At 62.8% G+C, this 23,789-nt stretch carries 16 protein-coding genes; 8 read left to right on the top strand and 8 right to left on the bottom strand.

Annotated features, from left to right (window positions below; translation table 11 throughout):
- The first annotated feature begins 1 nt into the window (after position 1).
- The 6 genes from C7A17_RS04225 (at position 2) to C7A17_RS04200 (ending at position 12,138) form a co-directional block, all read left to right on the top strand.
- Positions 2 to 643, top strand: coding sequence for a hypothetical protein (locus C7A17_RS04225; protein ID WP_106736841.1), 642 nt, complete (start codon positions 2 to 4; stop codon positions 641 to 643).
- Between the two features lie 37 nt (positions 644 to 680).
- Positions 681 to 2,729 (top strand): flotillin family protein, encoded by a 2,049-nt coding sequence (locus tag C7A17_RS04220; protein WP_199796389.1) that lies wholly within the window; start codon positions 681 to 683, stop codon positions 2,727 to 2,729.
- Between the two features lie 213 nt (positions 2,730 to 2,942).
- Positions 2,943 to 8,180 carry a DNA repair ATPase gene (locus C7A17_RS04215; RefSeq protein WP_106736839.1) on the top strand — a complete coding sequence of 1,746 codons (5,238 nt, stop codon included), beginning with the start codon at positions 2,943 to 2,945 and terminating at the stop codon, positions 8,178 to 8,180.
- Positions 8,177 to 8,725, top strand: a complete 549-nt coding sequence (locus tag C7A17_RS04210) for a rhomboid family intramembrane serine protease (protein ID WP_106736838.1) — start codon at positions 8,177 to 8,179, stop codon at positions 8,723 to 8,725. Before C7A17_RS04215 ends, C7A17_RS04210 begins: the two co-directional genes overlap by 4 nt.
- Before the next feature lie 15 nt (positions 8,726 to 8,740).
- On the top strand, positions 8,741 to 9,427 hold the full coding sequence (locus C7A17_RS04205) for a phospholipase D-like domain-containing protein (protein WP_106736837.1): 687 nt from the start codon (positions 8,741 to 8,743) through the stop codon (positions 9,425 to 9,427).
- Positions 9,427 to 12,138, top strand: a complete 2,712-nt coding sequence (locus C7A17_RS04200; protein WP_106736836.1) for a DEAD/DEAH box helicase — start codon at positions 9,427 to 9,429, stop codon at positions 12,136 to 12,138. The genes C7A17_RS04205 and C7A17_RS04200 overlap by 1 nt, the downstream gene beginning before the upstream one ends.
- On the opposite strand, the gene C7A17_RS04195 is transcribed toward C7A17_RS04200, so the two are convergent.
- Entirely contained in the window at positions 12,135 to 13,889 is a 1,755-nt protein-coding gene (locus C7A17_RS04195; protein WP_106736835.1) for a hypothetical protein, read from the bottom strand. The two genes, C7A17_RS04200 and C7A17_RS04195, sit on opposite strands and share 4 nt — an antisense overlap.
- Before the next feature lie 191 nt (positions 13,890 to 14,080).
- Between C7A17_RS04195 and C7A17_RS04190 the strand changes: the two genes are divergently transcribed.
- Both C7A17_RS04190 and recJ read left to right on the top strand, forming a co-directional pair.
- Positions 14,081 to 14,620, top strand: coding sequence for a YaeQ family protein (locus C7A17_RS04190; RefSeq protein WP_106736834.1), 540 nt, complete (start codon positions 14,081 to 14,083; stop codon positions 14,618 to 14,620).
- A 72-nt stretch (positions 14,621 to 14,692) separates the two neighbouring features.
- Positions 14,693 to 16,402, top strand: coding sequence for a single-stranded-DNA-specific exonuclease RecJ (gene recJ, locus C7A17_RS04185; protein WP_106736833.1), 1,710 nt, complete (start codon positions 14,693 to 14,695; stop codon positions 16,400 to 16,402).
- On the opposite strand, the gene dapA is transcribed toward recJ, so the two are convergent.
- From dapA to C7A17_RS04155, 7 genes are all read right to left on the bottom strand, one after another.
- Entirely contained in the window at positions 16,399 to 17,265 is an 867-nt protein-coding gene (gene dapA, locus C7A17_RS04180) for a 4-hydroxy-tetrahydrodipicolinate synthase (protein ID WP_106736832.1), read from the bottom strand. The genes recJ and dapA overlap by 4 nt on opposite strands.
- Positions 17,266 to 17,384: 119 nt before the next feature.
- Positions 17,385 to 17,552, bottom strand: a complete 168-nt coding sequence (locus C7A17_RS26715; RefSeq protein WP_158704640.1) for a hypothetical protein — start codon at positions 17,550 to 17,552, stop codon at positions 17,385 to 17,387.
- Positions 17,553 to 17,584: 32 nt separating this feature from the next.
- Complete coding sequence (locus tag C7A17_RS04175; protein WP_106736831.1) at positions 17,585 to 19,009, bottom strand: gamma-aminobutyraldehyde dehydrogenase; 1,425 nt, start codon at positions 19,007 to 19,009, stop codon at positions 17,585 to 17,587.
- Between the two features lie 81 nt (positions 19,010 to 19,090).
- Positions 19,091 to 19,591 carry a DUF3156 family protein gene (locus tag C7A17_RS04170; RefSeq protein WP_106736830.1) on the bottom strand — a complete coding sequence of 167 codons (501 nt, stop codon included), beginning with the start codon at positions 19,589 to 19,591 and terminating at the stop codon, positions 19,091 to 19,093.
- Between the two features lies 1 nt (position 19,592).
- Positions 19,593 to 21,014 (bottom strand): APC family permease, encoded by a 1,422-nt coding sequence (locus tag C7A17_RS04165; protein WP_106736829.1) that lies wholly within the window; start codon positions 21,012 to 21,014, stop codon positions 19,593 to 19,595.
- 14 nt (positions 21,015 to 21,028) lie between these two features.
- Positions 21,029 to 22,180 carry an iron-containing alcohol dehydrogenase gene (locus C7A17_RS04160; protein ID WP_106736828.1) on the bottom strand — a complete coding sequence of 384 codons (1,152 nt, stop codon included), beginning with the start codon at positions 22,178 to 22,180 and terminating at the stop codon, positions 21,029 to 21,031.
- A gap of 118 nt (positions 22,181 to 22,298) precedes the next feature.
- Entirely contained in the window at positions 22,299 to 23,753 is a 1,455-nt protein-coding gene (locus C7A17_RS04155) for a gamma-aminobutyraldehyde dehydrogenase (protein ID WP_106736827.1), read from the bottom strand.
- Between the last annotated feature and the right edge of the window lie 36 nt (positions 23,754 to 23,789).

Below are 23,789 nucleotides of genomic sequence, written 5' to 3'. Positions count from 1 at the left end.
CATGGAACTCTTCCTGCAAGTAGCCTTGTCATTTCCCACCGTGCTTTTCAGCATCATGTTCTGCCTCGTGCTCATCTATTGGCTCGCGGTGGCTTTGGGCGGCGTTGAAGTCGACCTGCTCGATGTCAGCATGGATTCGAGTCTCGATGGTGCAGGCCAGGTAGAAGGCGTCGCCGGCCTGTTATCCAAGCTCAAGCTCAATGATGTGCCGGTCACTGTGGTGGTCACGCTGTTGACGCTGATCGGCTGGCTGATCAGCTACCTCGTCGAGGTCTGGTTACTGCAGTACCTGCCTCTGGGTGTGCTGCGGTTTCCCCTGGGACTGATCGTGACGCTAGGTGCGCTGGTTCTGGCGGTTCCTGTCTGTGCCACCATTTGCCGGCCGCTTCGTCCGCTTTTCAGAAAGGCGGAAGCGACCAGCAGCAAGACAGTGCTGGGGCAGGTAGCGCTGGTGCGCAGTGGCAAGGTTACCCTGCAGCATGGTGAAGCCGTGCTGGAGGATGGTGGTGCGGGGCTCATCCTCCGAGTGAGGGCTGATGAGGCTCAAGGATTCAAACGGGGCGATCGTGTGGTGTTGCTGGAGTATCTGGCCACCGAGCATGCCTATCGCGTCATTTCTGAGAATGAGTTCCGGGGCGTCTGAACCTGGCTCGCAAAGCAAGTAAGGGAGATCGAAGAGAATGGGACTTACGTTAATGGGGCTGCTCACAGTTGTCGCCGCTATAGCAATTCTGGTGACAGGGCTGATCTTCCTGTTCAAGGCCTTCTACATCAAGGTTCCGCAAGGCACCGCGCTGATCGTCAACGACATGAGCTCGACGCCCAAGGTGCATTTCACCGGCTCCCTGGTGTACCCGGTGATCCACCTCAAGGAGTTCATGAAGATCTCCCTGATCACCCTGGAAGTCGACCGCCGCGCCAAGGACGGTCTGATCTGCCGCGACAACATGCGTGCCGATATCACCGTGGCCTTCTATCTGCGCGTCAACGAGACCCAGGAAGACGTGCTCAAGGTGGCCAAGGCCATCGGCGTGGAGCGCGCCTCGGATCGTGGTGCGGTCAACGAACTGTTCAACGCCAAGTTCTCCGAGGCGCTGAAGACCGTCGGCAAGCAGTTCGACTTCGTCGAGCTGTTCGAGAATCGCCAGGACTTCCGTGATCGCATCGTCGAAGTGATCGGCAATGACCTCAATGGTTACGTGCTGGAAGACGTGGCCATCGATTACCTGGAGCAGACCTCCAAGGCTTCCCTGGATCCGAGCAACATCCTCGATGCCGAAGGTATCCGCAAGATCACCGAGCTGACCGCCGCACAGAACGTCATCACCAACGAACTGGAGCGCAACGAAGAGCTGGCGATCAAGAAGAAGAACGTCGAAACCCGCGAGGCGACCCTGTCGCTGGAGCGTCAGCAGGCTGATGCCGAGGCGCGCCAGAAGCGTGAGATCGAGACCATCCGCGCCCGTGAGGAAGCGGAAACCCTGAAGGTGCGTGAGGAAGAACGCCTCAAGGCCGAGCAGGCACGTATCCAGACCCAGCAGGAACTGGACATCCGCGCCGAGAACCACCAGCGCGAAGTGGAAGTGGCGCAGCAGAACCGTCAGCGCGCCGTGGTCATCGAAGTGGAGAAAGTCACCCGCGCCAAGGATCTGGAAGTGGTCTCCCGCGAGCGCGAGGTCGAACTGCAGCGCATCGAGAAGGAAAAGGCGCTGGAAGAAGAGCGCAAGAACATCGCCGCTGTGGTGCGCGAGCGTGTTGCGGTCGAGAAGACCGTGGCCCAGGAAGAGGAGCGCATCAAGGAAGTGCGTGAAGTGTCCGAAGCCGAGCGCCTGAAGCAGGTCACCGTGCTCAACGCCCAGGCCGAAGCCGAGCAGGAGTTGGTACGCCAGGTCAAACAGGCCGAAGCCGACGAAACCCGTTCCAAGCACAAAGCGGTTGAAATCAACAACCTGGCACAGGCCGAGCTGGAAGCCGCGGCCAAGAGTGCCGAGGCCAAGAAGAAACTGGCCGAGGGGATCGAAGCCGAGCGTGCCGCGCCTGGTCTGGCCGATGCGCGGGTGCGTGAAGTCACCGCCGCGGCGAAAGAGAAGGAAGGTCTGGCCGAGGCTCGTGTGCAGGCCGAGCGCCTGATCGCCGAAGCCAAGGGCGAGCAGGAAAAAGGTCTGGCCCAGGCGCGTGTCATCGAAGCGCAGGCAGCCGCCAAGGAAAAAGACGGCCTGGCCGACGCCAAGGTGTTGGAAGAAAAACTCGGCGCCCAGGCACGCGGCGAAGAGCAGCTCGGTACCGCCAAGGCCAAGGCTACCCAGGATCTGGGTATGGCCGAAGCGCAGGTGCTGCTGGAGCGTCTGAACGCCGAAGCCGAAGGTCTGGGCAAGAAGTTCGGTGCTCTCGACGCGCTCAGCGACAACGCCCGACAGCACGAAGAGTTCCGCATGCAGCTGGAGAAGAGCTTCGAGGAGGCCATGGCCGCCATCGCCGCGAACAAGGAAATCGCCAAGGATCAGGCCGAGGTGCTGGCCACCGCGCTGGCTAAGGCGAAGATCGAGATCGTCGGCGGCGAAGGCGACTTCTTCAACTCCTTCGCCAAGTCGCTATCGGTTGGCAAGGCCATCGAAGGCGTGGTCGGCAAGAGCCCGGTGGTGCAGGACGTGATCTCCCGTCTGCTGGCTGGCAAGGCGGCACCGGCCGCGCCGGTGGTCGCACCGAGCGCCGGTTCGGAGCAGGCCTGAGCCACCTGCCTGTAGGGTGGGCTTCAGCCTAGCAAGTGGACAACGCACTTTTTGCCCACCACTGGCGACACGAGCGGTGGACAAAAAAAGAGCGTTGTCCACCCTACCGGCTGTGGGAGGGGCTTTAGCCGCGAACCTCCCACGCATTTTCCAGACCCCTTGCCCTGCTGATTGGGCGAGGGTGCTCGATGCCGAATATCCAGGAAGAACACGATGTCGGACGCACAAACACAGGACGTATTGGACAAGGCCGTCGCCGAGGGCGGCGCCTACGAGGTGCTGCACAAGCGCCTGCAGGAGCAGGGCCAGCGCCTGCGCGGGTTGACCGAAACGCTCAATGGCCAGCGCCTGGCTGAGTTCGGCAGTAGTCATATGGAAGCCATCGGCCGGGTACGTATCCGCACCGAGAACAACTGCATCGCTCGCGATATCGTTCAGGTCGGCGAGTGCCTGTTGTTCGGCTACAACGTGTTCATCGGCCTGAAGAAGGAAACCCACGTCGCCGACGTGTTCTCCCTCTACCGCCTGGTGGAGAACGCCGAGGGATACGAGGCCGAGCCAGTGCCGCTGGAGGGCAGCTTTCTGGCCCAGGCCAGCTTCGTCGCCGACTTCAACGAGCTGTACACCTACTACAAGAACACCCGTTTGCTGCAGTTGGCCATCCGTGACGGCAAGCTGCTGGCGAGTTTCCAGATCGGCGAGCGAATCACCGATATCCGCGTGTTCCGCTGGTCGATCTCCACCGACGGCAAGGATGTCCGCTACATCGACAACCGCGGCGAGCGCGATATCGCGTTGCCGGCGCCGTTCGATTTCGAGTGGCAGAAGACCACCCGCGAGATGGTGGTCATGGGCCGCCATCCGCACGTGAACATTCTCGACACCGTGTTCGTCGAGACCGTCGGCGGCGACCTGACGATCAAGGTCGAGAACAACACCCAGGACGGCCAGGGTATCTACCGCGAAGCAGTGGTGGACAAGACCCAGTCGCTGGACGACGCACAGATCGAATATGCCCGCCTGGGCAGCCTGATCCTGCTCAAGGTGCTGCCGTACCGCGAAGAACAGTGGCGCTATCTGGTATTCAACAGCCTGACCCGCCAGGTCGAGCGCATCGACGCCATCGGCCTGGCTTGCGTGCAGCTGCCGGAAGACCACGGCATCATCTTCCCCGGTGGCTACTACCTGCAGAACGGCGAGCACAAGACCTTCGAGCAATCGATGGTCGGCATGCGCTTCAAGCGCTCGGTGCGTTCACCCAACGGCGAAGACGTGCAGTACATCTTCTACCATCCGGAAGAAGGCCGCGCGGCGCTGTTCACCTACAACATGATCAACCGCCAGCTGCACAACCCGATCTTCGGCCACGGCTACGCGCGCCTGGAAGACGGGCGCATGGTGATCTTCTCTGCCGAGGGTAGCGAGCCGACCCGCATCCACCCGATGCAGATCTGGCAGACGCCGTTCGAGAGCGAGGACTACGCCGCCCGCCAGCCGGCGCGCAGCGGTTTCTTCGGGCGCATCGGCAACGCCGAGCTGGTGCGTGGCGTATCCGACCTGCTCAACCTCAGCCGCGAGATCGACAGCCGCGAAGTGTCGGTGGCGCGCTATACCCAGCTGTGCCAGAACACCCGCCGCCTATTTGACATCTACCACTGGCTGGGCGACGCCCAGTGCGCCGAGCTGGCACCGCTGCTGCGTGAAGTGGCCGCCACTTCCGAACTGGTGCTCGACGAGTTCGAGAAGGTGGAGAGCATTCGCCAGCAGTCCAGCCGGGCCATGGCCGAGGCCGAGTCGCGGCAGAAGAGCCTGCTCTCGGGCCTGCTGGTCGACAGTTGGGACGAGGTGCAGCACTTCGTCGAGGCGCTCAACGCCATCACCGCGCAGCGCGGCCAGTTGCTGAGCATACGCGACTACCGCTATATCGACGTGGCGCGCATCGACGCCATGGAGACCGAGCTGCTCGACGCGCAGGAGCGCGTGGCCACTGCCACCTCGGCTTTCCTGGCCAGCGATGCGGCGCTGCAACCCTACGTGCAGCGCCTGGGCGAGCTGGATGGCCTGGCGCAGAAGGCTGAGACCGTCACCCAGCTGAACGAGCCGCTGCTCGAGATGCAGGAGATGGCCGGCAACCTCGACATGCTGTCGAGTCTGATGGCCTCGCTGAAGATCGACGACGCCACCCAGCGCACGCGCATCGTCGAGTCGATTTCCGAGGTCTACGCCCGTCTCAACCAGGCCAAGGCGCGCGCCGAGCAGCGGCGCAAGGGCCTGGGTTCGGCCGAGACCGTGGCGCAGTTCGGCGCCCAGTTCAAACTCTTCGGCCAGGGCATCACCAACGCCCTGGCGCTGGCCCAGGATCCGGAGAAGTGCGACGAGCAGCTGTCGCGCCTGCTGGTACAACTGGAAGAACTGGAAAGCCAGTTCGGCGATCAGGAGCAGTTCCTCAGCGATATCCTCGGCAAGCGCGAGGAGCTGCTGGAAACCTTCGAGGCGCACAAGCAGAGCCTGCTCGACGAGCGTCAGCGCCGTGCCCAGGGTGTGCTCGACGCCGCCCAGCGCATCCTCGACAGTCTTGGCCGGCGTACCGCACGCCTGACCCAGATGGACGAGCTCAACGCCTTCTTCGCCGCCGACCCTTTGATCCTCAAGCTGCGCGAGATGGCCGAGCGCCTGCGCGAGCTCAAGGACAGCGTCAAGGCCGATGACGTGGAGGCGCGCCTGAAGGCCGCCCGCGACCAGGCTGTACGAGCGCTGCGCGACAAGAGCGAGCTGTTCGAGGAAGGCGGCAACGTCATCAAGCTCGGCCCGCGCCACCGCTTCAGCGTCAACACCCAGGAACTCGACCTGACCCTGATGCCGCGCGGCGATGCGCTGTATCTGCACCTGACCGGTACCGACTTTCTCGAGCCGCTGCGCGACGAGACCCTGGAGGGCTTGCGCGACTACTGGCAGGTTTCCCTGGAGTCCGAATCGCCATCGTTGTACCGCGCCGAATACCTCGCCGGGCTGGTGCTGGACGCCGCCTTGGGCGGGCGTGAAGGCCTCAGCCTGGATCTGCTCAAGACCCACCTGGCGCAGCCGGATGACCTGACCCGGCTGATTCGTGATTTTGCCGCGCCGCGCTACAAGGATGCCTACGAGAAAGGCATCCACGACCATGATGCTGCGCTGATCCTGATCCAGCTGCTGCCGCTGCGCGAAAGCGCCGGGCTGCTGCGTTATGCGCCGGCCGCTCGTGGCTTCGCCGCGCTGTTCTGGAACCGTTGGGGGCAGGATATCGAGGCTGAACTGTGGCCCGAGCGAGCACGTAGCAGCCTGCACTTGCGGCAGATGTTCGGCAGTGAAGACGGCGTGCTGCGCCTGCGAGAAGAGATCGATGCGGCGATGCAGCGTTTCCTCGCCCAGCACCCGCTGGCCGTGACCGCGGCGCAGCGCCAGGCGGCTGCAGCCTATCTGGTCGAAGAACTGGCGGCCAAGCCCATTGAGTTCACCTTTAGCAAGTACGCTCGGCAACTGCTCGACACCCTGCAGCAGCGCATGCAGACCAGCCATGTCTGGGACGACTACCGTGAGGCGCTGGACAACCTGCGCGGTCGCCCCGTGCAGCGTTGGTCGCTGTCGCAGACCTGGTTCGATGGTCTCTGTGCGCAGGACGAGGCGCTGGCCGAGCTGGTCGAATACATTCCCGAAGCCGTGGCCATCAGCCTGCTGGACGAGGAGTTCGCGCGACGTTTCACCGAGGTCGATCTGCGCTTTTCCGTCAGCGGACTGCTCGGCGACCATCCGCGTGTGCAGGATGGCACCCTGGTGCTGGCCATCGACGACTACTTCGCCCGCCTCGAGCAGCATCGTGGTCACTTCGTGCCGCAGCTGCAGCGCTACCAGGCACTGCGCCAGGAAGTGATCAACCGCGAGCGCGCGGCGCTGCGCCTGAGCGAGTTCAAGCCGCGGCCGCTGTCGTCGTTCGTGCGTAACAAGCTGATCAATGACGTGTATCTGGGCTTTATCGGCGACAACCTGGCCAAGCAGATGGGCACCGCCGGCGAGAACAAGCGCACTGACCTGATGGGCCTGCTGATGCTGATCTCGCCGCCCGGCTACGGCAAGACCACGTTGATGGAGTACGTGGCGCACCGCCTCGGTCTGATCTTCATGAAGATCAACGGCCCGGCATTGGGCCACGAGGTGCGTTCCATCGACCCGGCCCAGGCCCCGGACGCCACTTCGCGCCAGGAGCTGGAAAAGCTCAATCTGGCGCTGGAGATGGGCAACAACGTGATGCTGTATGTCGACGACATCCAGCACACCCATCCCGAGTTCCTGCAGAAGTTCATCTCGCTGTGCGACGGCACGCGGCGCATCGAAGGCGTGTGGAAGGGCAAGACCAAGACCTACGACATGCGCGGCAAGAAGTTCTGCGTGGTGATGAGCGGCAACCCGTACACCGAGTCCGGCGACGTGTTCAAGATTCCCGACATGCTCGCCAACCGCGCCGACATCTACAACCTCGGCGATACCCTGGGTGGCATGCAGGAAGCCTTCGCGCTGTCCTACATCGAGAACAGCCTGACCTCCAACCCGGTGCTGGCGCCGCTGGCCACTCGCGACATGGCCGACGTCTATCGTTTCGTCGCCAAGGCCGAGGGAAAGCCGTTCTCCGCCAACGAGCTGAGTCACACCTACAGCGCCGCCGAGATCAACGAGATCACTTCGACCCTGCAGCGCCTGATGCAGGTGCGCGACGTGGTCGGCCGGGTCAACCAGCAGTACATCGTCAGCGCTGCGCAGGCCGACACCTACCGCACCGAGCCGCCGTTCAAGCTGCAGGGCAGCTACCGCAACATGAACAAGATGGCTGAGAAGATCAGCTCGGTGATGAACGACTCCGAGTTGCTGCAACTGATCGCCGACCACTACCAGGGCGAGTCGCAGCTGCTCACCACCGGCGCCGAGGAGAACCTGCTCAAGCTCGCTGAGTTGCGCGGTAACCAGACGCCCGAGCAGATCGAGCGCTGGGCGCAGATCAAGCGCGACTTCATGCGCAACAAGGCCATGGGGGGCAGCGACAGTGATGTCGGTGGCCGCGTGGTGGCGCAACTGGTCGACCTGGTCGAAGGTGTACGCGGTCTGGGCGCCGGCAAGCCGGCCAGCGAGACGCCGAGCATTCCCTGGGAGCAACTGCTGGCTGGTCTGGACAATCTGGGCAAGCTGCGTCCGCAGGTTGAGGTGGTCGCGCCGCCGCAGCCGGGCACGCAGAAGTTGCTGGAGAACCTGGCCGACAGCTTGCAGAACAGCTTCCTGCCGCTGATCAAGGCGATGGACAAGAAGATCGATATCGATCTGCGCACCCACAACCGCATGCTGGAAATCTCCACCCAACTGCGTGACCTGGGGACGCTGCTCGGACAGGAGCAGCGTAGCGACATCGTGGATGACGAGGCGCCGTGAGGCGAGGTTGGCTGACCGAGCTTCGCCCGCTGTTGCTGATCAGCGGCGCGATGCTGCTGGTGCAAGTGGTCAATGGCGCCCTTGGCGGCGCCTTGAACGTCTGGGGCTTGCTGCCCCGGCATATCGAGGCGCTACCCGGCATTCTTCTCGCGCCCTGGCTGCATGGCAGCTGGGCGCATCTGCTCAGCAACCTCAGCGGGCTGCTGGTGCTCGGCAGCTTGGTGTTGCTGCGCTCGCGCCGTGACTTCTTCCGTTCCAGTGCCTTTATCATCCTGCTCAGCGGTGCGCTGGTCTGGCTATTCGGCCGTACCGGCTTGCATGTCGGCGCCAGTGGCTGGCTGTTCGGCTTCTGGGGGCTGCTGCTGGCACGGGCCTGGTTCGAGCGCAGCTTGCTCGATCTGCTGCTGGCCGTGTTGGTGTTCTTCCTCTACGGCGGCTGGTTTTTCGGTCTGCTGCCACGTGCTGGCGTGTCCTTCGAGTACCATCTGGCCGGTGCCTTCAGCGGCGTGCTCTACGCCGCATTGAGTCGCCGCCGCAATCAATGACGAAAGGGAATTTGCATGGATTTCAACCGACTCGACCAACACCTGCGCGAGAGCCTGGCCGACCTGCGCCTGAGTAACGAGGAACGTGACGAGCTGCGCGAGCTGGGTAATGACCTGAGCCCCGATCAGGTGCGCTACATGCGTAACCGCGCCTTCGCCCTGGTGCGTGAGCTGATCCAGAATCCCGAGGACGCGATGCCCGCCCTGAAGTGGCTGGAGCAGGTGATCAAGACCCTGGAAGTACGTTGCTCGCCGATTCGCGGCCATAGCAGCGCGCACTTCAGTCCTGGCGAGAGCTGCCGCCAGCGCATCCGCGACCTCTGCCGCCAGGCCAGGGAGTCGGTGGACGTCTGTGTCTACACCATCTCCGACAACCAGCTCAGCGACGAGCTGATTGCCGTGCACCGTCGCGGTATCGCCGTGCGCATCATCAGCGACAGCGAAAAGCGCTTCGATGCCGGCAGTGACATCCAGCACCTGGTCGAGCAGGGTGTTCCGCTGCGCATCGACAACAGCCCGTTCCACATGCACCACAAGTTCGCCCTGTTCGATGGCCGCCTGCTGCTCAGCGGCAGTTTCAACTGGACCCGCAGCGCCAGCACCAGCAACGAGGAAAACCTGCTGGTGACCGATGACCCGCATCTGGTGGCCGAGTACCGTCGCGAGTTCGACAAGCTCTGGGCGCGTTACGCAGGTAACTGATGAGCGACCAACACGCCCGCCAGCTGATCGGCTTCTACCGCAGTTGCTACCTGGCCGACAGCCGCGACCTGGATCTGGACAACCTGGGCAAGCTGCCTGCCCAGCGCTGGACCTGGCTCGACGGGCGTGAAGAACTGGCCAGCGGCAGCCTGTCGCTGCTGCCCCTGTCGGCGGATGTGGGCCGTACCCTGGCTGAGGCCCAGGCCCTGTATCAGCGCGAACTGCAACTGGTCTATGGCGTGCTGCCGGTGTGCGGTCGCCTGCAGCTGGAGCAGGGCGGCTCGCAGGCCATCTGCGGCCCGCTGTTCTACTACGAGGCCAGCCTGCAACCCACCGAGGATGGCAACGGCCATCTGCTCGGCATCGACGTGCAGCGTGCCCACGGCAACTGGCGTCTGCTGCGCCGCCTGTTCGACGACAGTCAGGGCGGCGAGATCGACGGCCTGCCGCTGCCGGTGGAGGCACTGGATATTGCCGGGCTCGGCGAGCTGCTGGCCTGGGTCGAGCGTCATACTTTGGTGCGGGAGGTAGCCGCTGCGGCCGGCTTTCCGGCGCTGGCCAGCGCCGACGAACTGGCCCAGGCTCAGCGCCGGCGCAGCCTGAGCCTGCTGCCCGGCGCCTTCGTTGCGCTGGTGCCGCGTGGCAGCGGCAGCCGTGGTATCGCCCACGAGCTGCAACTGCTGCACGAGGCGCCGCATCTATCTCCTGCGTTGTTGCAACTGCTCGGTGAGACGCCGCCGGTTCAGCTCGCCGGTTCAAGCAGCACGCCGCAACGCTTGCCGGCGCAGCTCAGCACTGCCCAGTGCCGGGCGTTGGACAATGCCGCGCGCTATCCCCTCAGCCAGATTTCCGGGCCGCCAGGCACCGGCAAGAGCTACAGCCTGGCGGCGCTGGCGCTGGATCGTTACCTGCAGGGCGAGAGCGTGCTGCTGGTCAGCCGCAGCGCCCAGGCGGTACGGGTTATCGCGCAGAAGCTGCGCGAGGACTTCGGCCTGCGTGACGGTGTGCTCGAAGGCGATGGTCAGAGCCTGCGTCAGGCCCTGCGCGAGCGCCTGGAACGCCTGCTGCAGGGCGAGTTCGAGAACGTTTCCGAGCAGGCCGAGGAGCGTCAGCGCAGCGAGTTGCAGGTGCTTACCCAGGCCGAACGACGGCTGTCGGCGGATTTTCGTGAGCGCTGCGAACAGGCGGTGCGCTGGAGTCGCCTGCTGTTGCGCGCCGAGCGCGGTAGCCTGGTGTTCTGGCGTCGCTGGCTGCAGGTGCCCTGGGTGCGCAAGCGCATTGGCAGCAGCGTGCGCCCCTGGGTGCTGCTCGATGAGCTGCGCGATTGTCAGCAACGCCGCCAGCGCCTCAGCCGCGAGCACCTCAACAGCCATCGGGCGTTGAACCTCAAGCGCCTGCTGCTCAGCGACCGGGCGCTGTTCGTGCGGTACAACCAGGCCATCCGCGCGCGCAACTCGCAGCGCCAGTTGGCCCTGTTCGAGGATATCGACCCGGCACGCCTGCTGGCTGCCTTCCCGATCTGGGTGGTGACGCTGGACGAGCTGCACCGCCTGCTGCCGCTGCGCCCCGAGCTGTTCGACGTGATGGTGATGGACGAGGCGACCCAGTGCGATATCGCCTCGGCGCTGCCGGCCTTCCAGCGCTGCAAGCGCGCCGTGGTCACCGGTGACATACGCCAGCTGCGACATATCTCCTTCCTTTCCCGTGCGCGCGAGGTGCAGCTGTTGCAGCGCGCCAGTCTGCAGGCCAAGGAGCGCGAGGCCTGGAGCTACCGCGACAACAGCGTGCTCGATCTGGTCGGCCAGCAGTTGGCCAGCCAGGAAGCGGTGGTGTTTCTCGACGAACACTTCCGCAGCCGCCCGGCGCTGATCCGTTTCAGCAACGAGATGTTCTACGACCGCCGCCTGCGGGTGATGAAGGAGCGCCCCGGCAGCCAGGGTTGCGACAGCCTGCAGTTGCAGCGGCTGGATGGCCAACGCGGGCGCAATGGCGCCAACGAGGTGGAAGTGGCTCGGGTAATGGCGCTGCTCGAGGCGCACCTGGCCGAGTACCGTGGCAGCCCACTCAAGCCCAGCGTCGGCGTGTTGTCGCCGTTTCGTGATCAGGTCGAGCTGATCCGCAAGCGCGTCGGTGAAACGCTGCCGTTGGAGCAGCTGCGTGAATTTCGCCTGCTGGTGGACACGCCCTATGGCTTCCAGGGTGAAGAGCGCGACCTGATGATCCTCAGTTTCGCCATCGACCGCGAATCGAGCCAGGCTGCGGCCTACCTCAATCGCGCCGACCTGTTCAACGTCGCCATCACCCGCGCTCGCGAACGCCAGGTGCTGCTGTTCAGTGGCGACGAACGCCAGTTGCCTGCCACGCACCTGCTACGTCGCTATCTGGAGTCGCTGGAGATACCGGGCGCCGCCTGGCAACCCGGCGCTACTGATGCGGCGCGGAGCCAATTGTGCGAGGCGTTGCAGGCCAAAGGGGTGACCACCTGGAATCACTACCCGCTGGCCGGGCTGGTGCTGGATATCTTCTGCCGGCGCGGCGACAAGTGCCTGGCCATCGACCTGATCGGCTTTCCGGGGGAGGGCGAGGGCTTTCTCGAACTGGAGCGCTACCTGGTGCTGGCGCGGGCAGGGTTGGAAACCCTGCCGCTGAGTTACGGCCTATGGCGCGAGGCGCCGGAGCAGGCGCTGGAGGCGCTACTGGCGCGCCTCTAGGTCGAGGCCTCGGTTTCGTTGCGCTGACCTTGGCTAAGCATGCCCCAGGATTTCCAGGTGGTGTCGTCATTCAGGCGCTCGAACAAGCGCTGCTGCAGGTGTTGGCTGCGTTGTTTGTCTTGCTCGGCCAGGTGCACGATACGTTGATGTAGCGCGTTTATGGGGGCGTCAGCGTGCCCGATAAGCGTTTTGAAGCTGATCTGCTCCACGGCTTCTTCCAGTCGATCTGCTTCGACATAAGCCTGTAGCAACGGCTCCTCCTGCCAGTCGCTGGTCAGGCCCTCCTCAAACAGTTTCCTGGCAGTGTCCAGCTCGCCAAGCTTGATCAGGACTGTGACGAATTCATCGCAGTAGAAACTTCTATCGTCCTCTTCCTGGAACTGCGCATCGCGCAGTTGTCGTTCGATCTCTTTCGCCAGTGTCCGAGCCTGCTCCGGCTCGCCGAGTGTCTGCAGTAATTCACAGTGATGAATGCGCTCGGATAGTGCGTCGTCGAATTCGAGTTGGGCGTGCAGTTTGGCGATTTCTTCCAGATGATTGCGGATCGTCCAGCTATCGCGCTGGCTCAAGGGGCGCTTGGCTTGCTCTTTTAGCAGGTGTTGCAGGTAGAGCAGGCGCATGAATGGCCACTCCGGCTGTCCTCTGCGACTGCTCACCAGGCGATCCGACTGGCGTAGCAGATCTCCCGTCCAATAGTGCTGGCTTTCGCAATGGCGCTGCGCCAGGTTGAGCATGAGCCAGTTGAGCGTGGCGGGCTCCAGACGCGATGCTTCATCGTCCAGCAGTTTTTGCGCTTGCCGGGTATCGCCTTGCCGGACATACCAGTCCAGATAGTGCTCCAGCAGGATCGAGTGGGTGCTTCCGGTCGAGTTGAGCAACAGCTGTTGTGCCAGATCATGGCGCTGGTCATGCAGCAATTGAGCGAGCAGCTTTTCGTAATCCAGCAGGTAAGCGGCGGCGGAGTCGACGGAGCCCAGCAAGGTCAAGGTGTGCTCGTACTGCCCTTTGTCCAATAGCAACTGCGCGATGTAGCGCTTGTCTTCCTCGCTCCGTTCGGCGAGTTGAAGCAGTTCCGGATAGCGCTGAAATTCGGCCAGCGCCTGCATGAAGGGGCGCCACTCGATAAGCGAGCGCTGTTCTTCGGTATTTAATGCAGCCTCAGCCTTGGCAAGGCTCGCCTGCGCTGCATCGGGCATATCGCTGCATTGCTGCAGGCGCGCGAGAGCGATCAGTTGGTCGGCATCGAGCTGATCATCCTGGGTCAGGGCAGCCAATACGCTACGTGCCCCATCTGCTTTTCCCTCGGCCAGCAGCAGTTCGGCATGCAGCAGCGGTAGGCTGGAGAGATCTGCACCCAGGCGATTCTTTATCTCGAGCGCCTTGTCCCTCTGCCCGTTCTCCAGCAGGTACTGCAGCATCTCTACCAGGGCGTTCTGGGCGTAGGGCGCTTCGAGATGTGAGAGCAGTTTTAGCGCGTCCTCCTCCCTATCCAGCTTCAGCAGTACGCTGCAGAGCGAAACATGAGCGATTTGCCAGGCATCTCCCCACAGGCGGGAGGCGACCTGCAAGGCCAGCTCCGGTGCGCTGAGGCTCAGTATGCTGATGCGATTGATTTGTGCGGCGTCTGTGGGCGTGATGCGCGCATGGCGGCCTGAGACATCCACGTGAAGTTCTTCTTCCGTGCCGCTGACCGAGTTAAGGAGCCTGACGATGATGAAAAATACCATCGCCGCAATGATGAGCGCCTCCATGAAACCTCCTTGTGGCAGTGCTTTCCCTTGGGCATTCATCATGAATGCTCCGGCGTTGCGGTTTATACGGATCACCGGTCAGGCTGACAACCGCGTATCGGGACATTTGCCAACCTGTTCATTGGCGCGTCGGCATCGAGGTGGCGATTCGCGTTAGACTTGCCGTCTTTCGACCAGCCAAGAAGCCCGCCATGGCCCTGCCATCGACCACCTACAAGATCGAACTGAACCTCACCGACATGGATCGCAGCGTTTACGAAAACCTGCGTTTCACCGTCGCGCGTCATCCCTCGGAGACCGAAGAGCGCCTGGCTGCGCGGCTTATCGCTTATGCATTGTTCTATCACGAGCAACTGGCCTTCGGCCGTGGCCTGTCGGATGTCGACGAGCCGGCGCTGTGGGAGAAGAGCCTGGATGACCGTGTGCTGCACTGGATCGAAGTGGGTCAGCCGGACAGCGAGCGCATCACTTGGTGTTCGCGACGTACCGAGAAATTCAGCCTGGTGGCCTATGGCAACCTGCGCGTGTGGCAGACCAAGTGCCTCGACCCGGTGCGCAGCCTGAAGAACATCAACGTGGTTGGCCTGGGCCAGGAGGCGCTGGCCGACCTGGCGCTGGACATGCCGCGTTCGCTGTCCTGGAGCGTGATGATTAGCGATGGCGAGCTGTTCGTGACTGACGAGCGCGGTCAGCACGAGATTCCGCTGGAATGGTTGGCTGGCCAGCGTTGAAGCCGTAGGGCGGGTGCAACCCGCCGGATCACCTGTGGCGGGTTGCACCCGCCCTACACGAAAAGACTCAAGATGCGTATCGAAGCCCGTCCCCTACCTGCACAACTGCCCGACCTGGGTAACCTGCCGCCACTGCTCACCCGTCTCTACGCCGCGCGTGGCGTGCAGTCCGCCGAGGAACTGGACAAGGGCCTGGCGCGGTTGATCCCGTACCAGCAGCTCAAGGGCATCGATGCGGCGGTGGAGTTGTTGGTGCAGGCGCTTGAACAGCGTCAGCGCATCCTCATTGTTGGTGACTTCGATGCCGACGGTGCCACCGCCAGCTCGGTCGGCGTGCTTGGCCTGCGTCTGCTCGGCGCGGCGCATGTGGATTACCTGGTGCCGAACCGCTTCGAGTACGGTTACGGCCTGACGCCGGAGATCGTCGCCGTGGCGCTGGAGCGCCAGCCCGATTTGTTGCTGACTGTGGATAACGGTATTTCCAGCGTTGATGGCGTAGCAGCAGCCAAGGCGGCGGGGTTGACGGTGCTGGTCACCGACCACCACCTACCTGGGCCGGAGTTGCCGGCTGCCGATGCCATCGTCAACCCGAACCAGCCCGACTGCACCTTCCCCAGCAAGGCTTTGGCAGGCGTTGGTGTGATGTTCTACGTGTTGCTGGCGCTGCGTGCGCGTCTGCGTGAGACCGGTTGGTTCGCCAATCGCCAGGAGCCGAACCTGGGCGAGTTGCTCGATCTGGTCGCGCTCGGTAGCGTCGCCGACGTGGTGCCGCTGGACGCCAATAACCGCATTCTGGTGCATCAGGGCCTGGCGCGAATTCGCGCCGGCCGGGCGCGACCGGGCCTGCGCGCGATTCTCGAAGTCGCCGGTCGCGACCATCGGCGTATCACTTCCACTGATCTCGGTTTCATCCTCGGCCCGCGCTTGAACGCGGCCGGGCGCCTGGACGACATGAGCCTGGGCATCGAATGCCTGCTTTGCGACGACGAGGCGCTGGCCCGCGATATGGCGGTACAGCTCGATCAGCTCAATCAGGATCGCAAGGCCATCGAGCAGGGCATGCAGCGCGAGGCGCTGGCCCAGCTCAAGGATCTGTCCCTTGAGGACATGCCGTTCGGCCTGTGTCTGTTCGAGCCGGACTGGCACCAGGGCGTGATCGGCATCCTCGCTTCGCGTCTGAAGGAGCGTTACCACCGCCCGGCCATCGCTTTCGCCGATGCAGGCGAGGGGATGCTCAAGGGCTCGGCGCGCTCGGTGCCGGGGCTGCATATTCGCGATGCGCTGGACGCCGTGGCGGCGCGCCATCCTGGGCTGATCAGCAAGTTCGGCGGACACGCGATGGCGGCCGGCCTGTCGCTGCCGCAGGCCAACTTCGGGGCCTTCGCCCAGGCTTTCGATGCCGAAGTGCGTCGTCAGCTGTGCGAGGACGATCTGACTGGCCGTTTGCTATCCGACGGTCAGCTCGACGTGACCGAATTCCATCTCGAACTGGCGCGCGCGTTGCGCAATGCCGGCCCCTGGGGACAGCATTTCCCCGAGCCGTTGTTCCATGGCGTATTCCAGATTGTGGGCCAGCGTATCGTGGGTGAGCGCCATCTGAAACTGGTGCTCAAGACCGAGTGCGGCAGCGTGCAGCTCGACGGCATCGCCTTCAACATCGACCGTGACGTCTGGCCCAACCCGACGTTGCGCTGGGCCGAGCTGGCGTACAAGCTCGACCTCAACGAGTTCCGCGGTAACGAGACCGTGCAACTGATGGTGGCGCATATCGCTCCGCGCTAGCACTTAAGCCTGGCCAGCACCTCCCGCAGTCTTTCGCGTGTTGCCTCTGTGCAGGGCAGCAGTGGTGCCCTCGGTTCCTCGCCAATCAGGCCCTGAAGCGCCAGCGCCGCCTTGATCGCCGATGGGTTGGCTTCGGCAAAGGCGGCCTGCATCCAGGGCAGCAACTGGTAGTGCAACTGACGGGCGCCCTGTAGATCACCGCCCGCTACGCACTGCTGCATACGCACGTACAGATCGGCGCGGATATGTGCCGACGCCGAGATGGCTCCGGCGCCGCCCAGGCACAGGGTGTTGAAGATCTGCGTGTCCTCGCCGGCCAGCACCTGCACCTGGCCTTCGGCGATCAGCGTCATGGTGGTTTCGGGATCCCCCGCGCAATCCTTGATGGCCTGGATATTGGGATGGCTGACGATGCGGCGCAGCGTTTCGCGCTCGATGCGTATTCCGGTGCGATAGGGAATGTCGTAGAGCACCAGCGGCACCTCGGCTGCATCTGCCAGCGTGGTGAAGAAATGCTCCAGCCCGGCCTGGGATGGACGGATGTAGTAAGGCGCCGGCACCAGCAGGCCGGCCAGCGGGCGCCGCTGGATTTCCCGTTGCAGGTCGAGCAGGGCGCTCAACTGGTTACCGGCCAGGCCCATGATCACGCGCTCTGCGGGGACGCGCTGGAGTACGGCATCCAGCACCGCCAGTTGCTCAGCCTGGCTTAGCGCGGCGGCTTCGCCAGTGGTGCCGCAGACCACAAAGCCGGCGACGCCATCCTCCAGCAGCTTGGCCAGCAGACGGTCGAGGCTGGTGAAATCGATCTCACCGTTACGAAAAGGGGTGACCAGCGCCACCCAGATACCCTGAAAATTGGACATGCAAAACTCCTTGCGACTGACCGTCTGGTCGCCGTCAGGGAGGGTGCGGGAATCGAGCGGGAGGGGAGATACAACCTGGCGCTTGTCCTGTCAGCCCATCTGACGGGACAGCGCCCCGGTCAAATGAGCGACTGTTTCTTGGATTTCTTGGCAACGACGACGCACGCGCACTGGCAGGCAGTGAAGCCTGGGATCAGCGGCAGTTGGTCGAAGGTGGCGTACATAGAGAGCCCGTTGCGTAAATCGTTCGGCGATGGTGCGGGGTCGAGCGCGATGCTGTCAAGCACGGGGTGGTTTCCCCGTGCCGGACAATTGCTGATCAGTGCTTGAACATGACGTGGCGAATGACGGTGTAGTCCTCCAGGCCATACATCGACATGTCCTTGCCATAACCCGAGAGCTTCACGCCTCCGTGAGGCATTTCGCTGACCAGCATGAAGTGGGTGTTGACCCAGGTGCAGCCGTACTGCAACCGGGCAGCCAGGCGATGGGCACGACCCACATCACGCGTCCAGACCGATGAGGCGAGGCCGTAGCTGGAGTCGTTGGCCCAGGACAGCACCTGGGCTTCGTCATCGAAGCGGGTGACCGATACCACCGGGCCGAACACTTCTCGCTGGACGATCTCGTCATTCTGGCGGGCTCCGGCCAGTACGGTGGGCTCGAAGAAGTAACCTGCACGATCGGCTCGCTTACCCCCGGTGATGACCTCGATGTGTGGCTGGGCCTTGGCGCGCTCGACGAAACCTTCGACGCGCTGCAGATGCTGCTCGGTGATCAGCGGGCCGAGTTCGACACCTTCTTCGTCCTGCAGACCAATCTTGAGCGTACTTACCGCCTCGCCGAGTTTGCTGACGAAGCGCTCGTAGATGTCGCGGTGGGCATAGATACGGCAGGCCGCGGTGCAATCCTGGCCGGCATTGTAGAAACCGAAGCTGCGGATACCTTCTACTGCGGCGTCTATATCGGCATCGTCGAAGATGATGACCGGTGCCTTGCCGCCCAGCTCCATGTGCATCCGCTTCACGCTGTCTGCGGTGCCGGCGATGATGCGGCTGCCAGTATTCACCGAGCCGGTCAGGGAAACCATGCGCACCTTGGGGTGGCAGGTCAGCGGCTCACCGACACTGGAGCCGCGGCCGAATACGATATTGACGACGCCTGCGGGGAAGATCTCTGCCAGCAATTGGCCCAGGTGCAGAGCGGTCAAGGGCGTCTGCTCCGAAGGCTTGAGCACGACGGTGTTGCCGGCTGCCAGCGCTGGGGCGAGCTTCCAGGCGAGCATCATCAGCGGGTAGTTCCAGGGGGCGATGGAGGCGACCACGCCAACCGGATCGCGGCGGATCATCGATGTGTGCCCCGGCAGGTACTCGCCGGCGGCCGACCCTTGCAGGCAACGCGCCGCACCAGCGAAGAAGCGGAATACATCGGCGACTGCGGGAAGCTCATCGTTGAGTGCAGCGTTATAAGGTTTACCGCAGTTCTGCGACTCCAGGCGGGCCAGTTGCTCGGCATTGGCATCGATGGCATCGGCCAGTGCCAGCAGCAGCGCCGAGCGCTGCCCGGGAGTGGTTTGCGACCAGTCTTCGAACGCCGCGTCCGCGGCGAGTACGGCAGCATCAACCTGGGTGATGCTGGCCTCTGGAATTTCCATCAGGGCGCTACCCAGCGAGGGGTTGAAGATGGTTTGAACCTCACCTTCTCCAGCGACCAGTTGGCCGTTGATCAAGAGCTTGGTTTGCATGTTTTTGGCCTCGTTGCAGGGCCGGCACTATCAGTACTGATTGCCGGCCGGATGTTCTTCGTTAAGTCGCTCTGGGAACGGTCAGCGCCTGGCTTGTAGCAGCGCAGGCAGCCCGGAGATCAGAGCCACTTCGTTTTCCTTCATGCGCACGAAGTAGTGCATCGGCGGCAGTAGCGTCCATACGAAGCAGCCGGGCAACGGGCGTACGCGCAGGTTCACCTGGCCCTGTTCACAGGTCAGCTCGACCTGCTCGGTATCCAGGCTGCGCAAGCTTTCGGTCAGCTCGGGAGACTGGTTCAACCAGGCCTCCAGAGCTGCCTGGTCGCTCTTCCAGTGGCGGCCCTTTACCCACTTGGCCCGGCCTTCTGGCGCCGTGTTCATGTTCAGTGCGTAACGCACATCCAGCTTGTAGATACGGCTGAAGAACTGGCGGCGGACGTAGTAGTCCAGGCGCCGCTCGATACCGGTTTGTTCGTCCAGTGCCTGCAAAGGATCTTCTGCAGACGGTGCGTGCCCGAACTGCGTGCACAGATGCCGGAAGGCCTGCTGTGCACGGCGCTCTACGTTGCCGAAGATGTTCATCTCAGACCTGTTCCAGCGCTTTTGCAGAAGACGGGATGGTGCGTGCCTGATCGTCTTCCGTAGTGCTCAGCCCATAGAGCTGTTCCAGAGGTACCGGGCGGAACAGTGGGATGCGTTTGTAACGCAGCCAGCAGATGGCATAGGTCACGATCAACAGCATGAAGCCGCCGGAGATCGCATAGATGCGCAGCTTCATGTCCGTCTCGGGGTGGATGGTCAGAATCATGTACAGGCAGGCTGCGATCCCGATGATCTGAGGGATTGGAAACAGCGGGGTATGGAACGGCCGTTTGATGTTGGGGTAGCGGCGACGCAGGATGATCACGTTGATCTGGGCAATCACGTAGGACAGCAGCCAGGTGACGCAGGACGCCAGGATCAGGGTGGCGATCAGATCCATGTCGATGCTCAGCAGGAAGGGAATGCACAGCAGTGCGAACACCGCGATGATGCCGACCCAGGGCGTGCGGAACTGTGGGTGTACATAGGTGAAGGCCTTGGGCAGCAGACCTTCGCGAGCCAGACCGTAGAGCATGCGCGGAACGGCAGCGAGGTGGGAACTGACCGAGCTGGCGCTGGCCAGTACCGTGATCAGTACGATGAAGACCGCGCCGATATGGCCGAACATCGCCCGGGCGCCTTCAACCTGTGGTGCTGTGGAGCTTTCGAGAATATTCAGCGGCACATAATGGGCAATCGCCTGACCAAACAGCATGTCTGCCACGAAGATGGTCAGCAGGCCGAAAATCATGGCTTTGGGGATGGTCTTCTCGGGCTCGACCACTTCCTCGGCCATGGGGGCGACGTACTCGATGCCGACGAATAGCCAGATGCCCAGGGCCAGAGATTGGAATACCACCTCCCAGCCCTTGGGATTGAAGGGCACGCTCTGGATTTCGCCCACGGTGCCGATGCTCAGCAGGCCGAGCAGGCCCATGATCGAGGTACCGATGATCATCGAGCCGGTGATCAGCACTTGAACCGAGCCGAATACGCCAACGCCAACCAGGTTGACCACCAGGAACAGCACCAGCATGGTGATGGCAACGATGGTGGCACTGATCGATGGGAACAGGCTCTGCACAGCAAGCCCGGCTGTGATCGACTCCATCGCACCGGCCGCGGAGACCAGCACGATGTAGCCACCCAGCACACTGACGATGGCCATGAATGGGCCCATGGCAATCAATGTGTAGTCACCGATCATGCCGGCGCCGGGCATGAATGACGACAGCTCGGCATAGGAGAAGGAAACCAGGATGCTGACGAACATCGCGATCAGCGCGCTGACCATGAAGGCCGGGCCGACCAGGCCCATGCTGTAGCCGAGGGACACCATGGTGGTGCCGGCAACGACAAGCCCGGTGCAGGTGGCGAAGGCCCGCCAGAAACCGAGGGTTCTGTTCAATGAAGTGGATGTCATGTCCGTGCCTCGATTCAGTATTGGTAAGCCTGGTGGATGATTGCCAGGTAGCTCTCGACGCTCATCGGCTTGGCGTTGCTGCTGTCGGAAAAATTGCTCTTGGACTTCTCGGCGATGGCCAGGAAATCCTCTTCACGTACGCCGGCAACTTCCTTGAAACGAGGTATCTTCAGCTCACGACTCATGGCGAACAGATGTTCTACCGCCGCCTCGGCGGCAGCCTCCAGGGGCAGCGTCGGATCGATGCCAAGCGCATAGGCGACATCGGCATGGCGGCGCAGATCGGCATCGCGGTTGTGGGCAAAGACGAACGGCAGGAAGATGGCATTGCCTACGCCATGCGGTGTGTCGTACATGCCGCCGATCGCCTCGGAAATGCAGTGCACGCTGGCGATGTCGGCGTTACCGAAAGCCATGCCGGCGATCAGGCTGGCGATCAGCATCTGCTCGCGGGCTTCGAGATTGTCCGGCTCCTGGACGGCGGGTTTGAGGTAGCGTGCGATCAGGCGGATCGCATGCAAGGCCAGCCCGTCGCTGATGGGGTTCGCCGGCTTGCCGGTATAGGCTTCGATGGCGTGAGTCAGGGCATCCATGCCGGTAGCCGCGGCGATGGCAGGTGGCAGCGTGGTAGTGATGTCCGAGTCGAGCAAGGCCAGCACTGGGCCGATACGGTAGTCCAGCAGACTCATCTTGAACTGGCGTTTGGTATCGGTGATGACCGAGAAGAAGGTGACTTCGCTGCCCGTTCCGGCTGTGGTCGGAATGGCCACCACAGGCAGGGCAGGGCCTTGCAGTTTGAACGCACCTTCATAGTCTTCGACCTTGCCGGGATGGGTCAGCAGCACTGCGATGGCCTTGGCGGCATCCATGGCGCTGCCACCACCGACTGCCAGCAGGCCATCGATACCCTGGCCGCGGAACTGTTCGGCTACCAGATTGACATCCTCGGCCCGGGGGTTGGGCTTGACGTCGGCAACTTCGGCATAGCGAATGCCGGATGCGTCCAGGCTCTGGTAAATGCTTTCCAGCAGGCCGGCTCGTTTGACCCCCGGATCGGTGATCAGTAGAACATGGCGCAGGCCAAGCTCGGCCAGATACTCACCGGTGCGTGCACGCAGGCCGGGCTCCATGACTATTCGGGTGGGTAACAAAAACTGGAACTGCATGATGGATACCTCTTTCTCGCAGGTGCGCTGACGATTTTTGTTGGTGGCAGGTATGTCAGTGGCCGGCTAATGTCGGCTGGCCCTTATTGTGTTTTTCGGATTGGCCGATCCTTGAGCCTCAGAGTGGTTTGTGGCGCGCCATGATGTGGCGCACCACGCTGTAGTCCTGCAATGAGTCAGTGGACAGATCCTTGCCATAGCCGGAGCGCTTGAACCCGCCATGGGGCATCTCGCTGGCCAGCATGAAATGAGTGTTGATCCAGGTGCAGCCGTACTGCAGGCGATTGGCCAACTGGAAAGCCTTGTCCAGATCCTGGGTCCAGACCGAGCTGGCCAGTGCGTATTCGGAATCGTTGGCCCATTCCAGGGCCTGGCTCGCATCCTCTACGCGGGTGATGGTCACGACTGGGCCGAACACTTCGCGCTGGACGATCTCGTCCTGTTGGCGGCAACCAGCCAGCAGCGTCGGCTGGTAGTAGAAACCAGGGCCGGAATGCATGGCGGCGCCGGTAACGCGTTCGATGTGCGGCAGGCCAAGGGCGCGCTCAACGAAGCTGGCCACCCGGTCGCGTTGGCGAGTGCTGATCAGGGGGCCCATCTCGTTGTCGCTGTCCTTCTTGCGGGCGAAGCGAATATTGCCTATCGCATCGCCCAGCGCCGCGGTCAGGCGGTCGTGTATGCCTTTCTCGGCATAGATGCGGCAGGCCGAGGTGCAGTCCTGCCCGGCGTTGTAGAAACCATGGGTGCGGATACCCTCAACCACGGCATCGAGATCGGCGTCATTGCAGACGATGACGGGGGCTTTGCCGCCCAGTTCCAGGTGGGTTCGCTTGAGTGTGCGTGATGCGCTCTGGAGGATCTTCTGTCCGGTGATGATGTCACCGGTCAATGACACCATGCGTACCTTCGGGTGGCTGACCAACTGGCTGCCGACACCTTCGCCGCTGCCACAGACGATGTTCAGTACACCTGCCGGAAGAATCTGAGCCAGTACCGGCGCCAGCGCGAGAATGGACAGCGGAGTGTGTTCGGACGGCTTGAAAACCAGGGTATTGCCGGCCGCGAGAGCGGGGGCGATTTTCCAGGCGGCCATCATCAGCGGGTAGTTCCATGGTGCTATGGAGGCGATCACGCCGACCGGGTCACGCCTGACCATGCTGGTATGGCCGGGAATGTATTCGCCTGCCAGTTGACCTTGCTGGCAGCGCACTGCGCCTGCGAAAAAGCGAAACACATCAGCCGCGGCAGGGATATCGTCCCGACGAGCGAGATGCAGCGGCTTGCCACAGTTGAGCGATTCCAGGCGTGCGAGCAGTTCGCCATTGCTCTCGATTGCCTCGGCAATCGCCAGCAAGAGTCCAGAACGCTGCGCTGGTGTGGTGCGTGACCAGGTCGGAAAGGCGTTGTGAGCAGCGATGACAGCCAGTTCAAGTTGCTCTAGCGAGGCCTCTGCAATGCTGATCAGAACGTCGCCTGTGGCTGGGTTGATGATCGGCTCGACAAAGCCCACGCCGTTGACCAGTTGGCCATCGATCAGTTGAGCTCTGTGCAGGGGCGGGAGGCTCGCGGGCATTCTCGGACTTCTTCTTTTTCTCGTGTCGTTCTGCAT

It is taken from the genome of Pseudomonas mendocina (genome assembly GCF_003008615.1).
GTDB classification, from domain to species: domain Bacteria; phylum Pseudomonadota; class Gammaproteobacteria; order Pseudomonadales; family Pseudomonadaceae; genus Aquipseudomonas; species Aquipseudomonas mendocina_C.
This window is presented reverse-complemented; position numbering and strand designations above follow the sequence as displayed.

Excerpts from the sequence above, each read along its gene's own strand:
- C7A17_RS04175 (WP_106736831.1), bottom strand. The coding sequence starts at position 19,009 with ATGCAAACCAAGCTCTTGATCAACGGCCAACTGGTCGCTGGAGAAGGT.
- C7A17_RS04200 (WP_106736836.1), top strand. The coding sequence starts at position 9,427 with ATGAGCGACCAACACGCCCGCCAGCTGATCGGCTTCTACCGCAGTTGC.
- C7A17_RS04190 (WP_106736834.1), top strand. The coding sequence starts at position 14,081 with ATGGCCCTGCCATCGACCACCTACAAGATCGAACTGAACCTCACCGAC.
- dapA (WP_106736832.1), bottom strand. The coding sequence starts at position 17,265 with ATGTCCAATTTTCAGGGTATCTGGGTGGCGCTGGTCACCCCTTTTCGT.
- C7A17_RS04170 (WP_106736830.1), bottom strand. The coding sequence starts at position 19,591 with ATGAACATCTTCGGCAACGTAGAGCGCCGTGCACAGCAGGCCTTCCGG.
- C7A17_RS04160 (WP_106736828.1), bottom strand. The coding sequence starts at position 22,180 with ATGCAGTTCCAGTTTTTGTTACCCACCCGAATAGTCATGGAGCCCGGC.
- C7A17_RS04225 (WP_106736841.1), top strand. The coding sequence starts at position 2 with ATGGAACTCTTCCTGCAAGTAGCCTTGTCATTTCCCACCGTGCTTTTC.
- C7A17_RS04155 (WP_106736827.1), bottom strand. The coding sequence starts at position 23,753 with ATGCCCGCGAGCCTCCCGCCCCTGCACAGAGCTCAACTGATCGATGGC.
- C7A17_RS04165 (WP_106736829.1), bottom strand. The coding sequence starts at position 21,014 with ATGACATCCACTTCATTGAACAGAACCCTCGGTTTCTGGCGGGCCTTC.
- C7A17_RS04220 (WP_199796389.1), top strand. The coding sequence starts at position 681 with ATGGGACTTACGTTAATGGGGCTGCTCACAGTTGTCGCCGCTATAGCA.
- recJ (WP_106736833.1), top strand. The coding sequence starts at position 14,693 with ATGCGTATCGAAGCCCGTCCCCTACCTGCACAACTGCCCGACCTGGGT.
- C7A17_RS04195 (WP_106736835.1), bottom strand. The coding sequence starts at position 13,889 with ATGGAGGCGCTCATCATTGCGGCGATGGTATTTTTCATCATCGTCAGG.
- C7A17_RS04205 (WP_106736837.1), top strand. The coding sequence starts at position 8,741 with ATGGATTTCAACCGACTCGACCAACACCTGCGCGAGAGCCTGGCCGAC.
- C7A17_RS04215 (WP_106736839.1), top strand. The coding sequence starts at position 2,943 with ATGTCGGACGCACAAACACAGGACGTATTGGACAAGGCCGTCGCCGAG.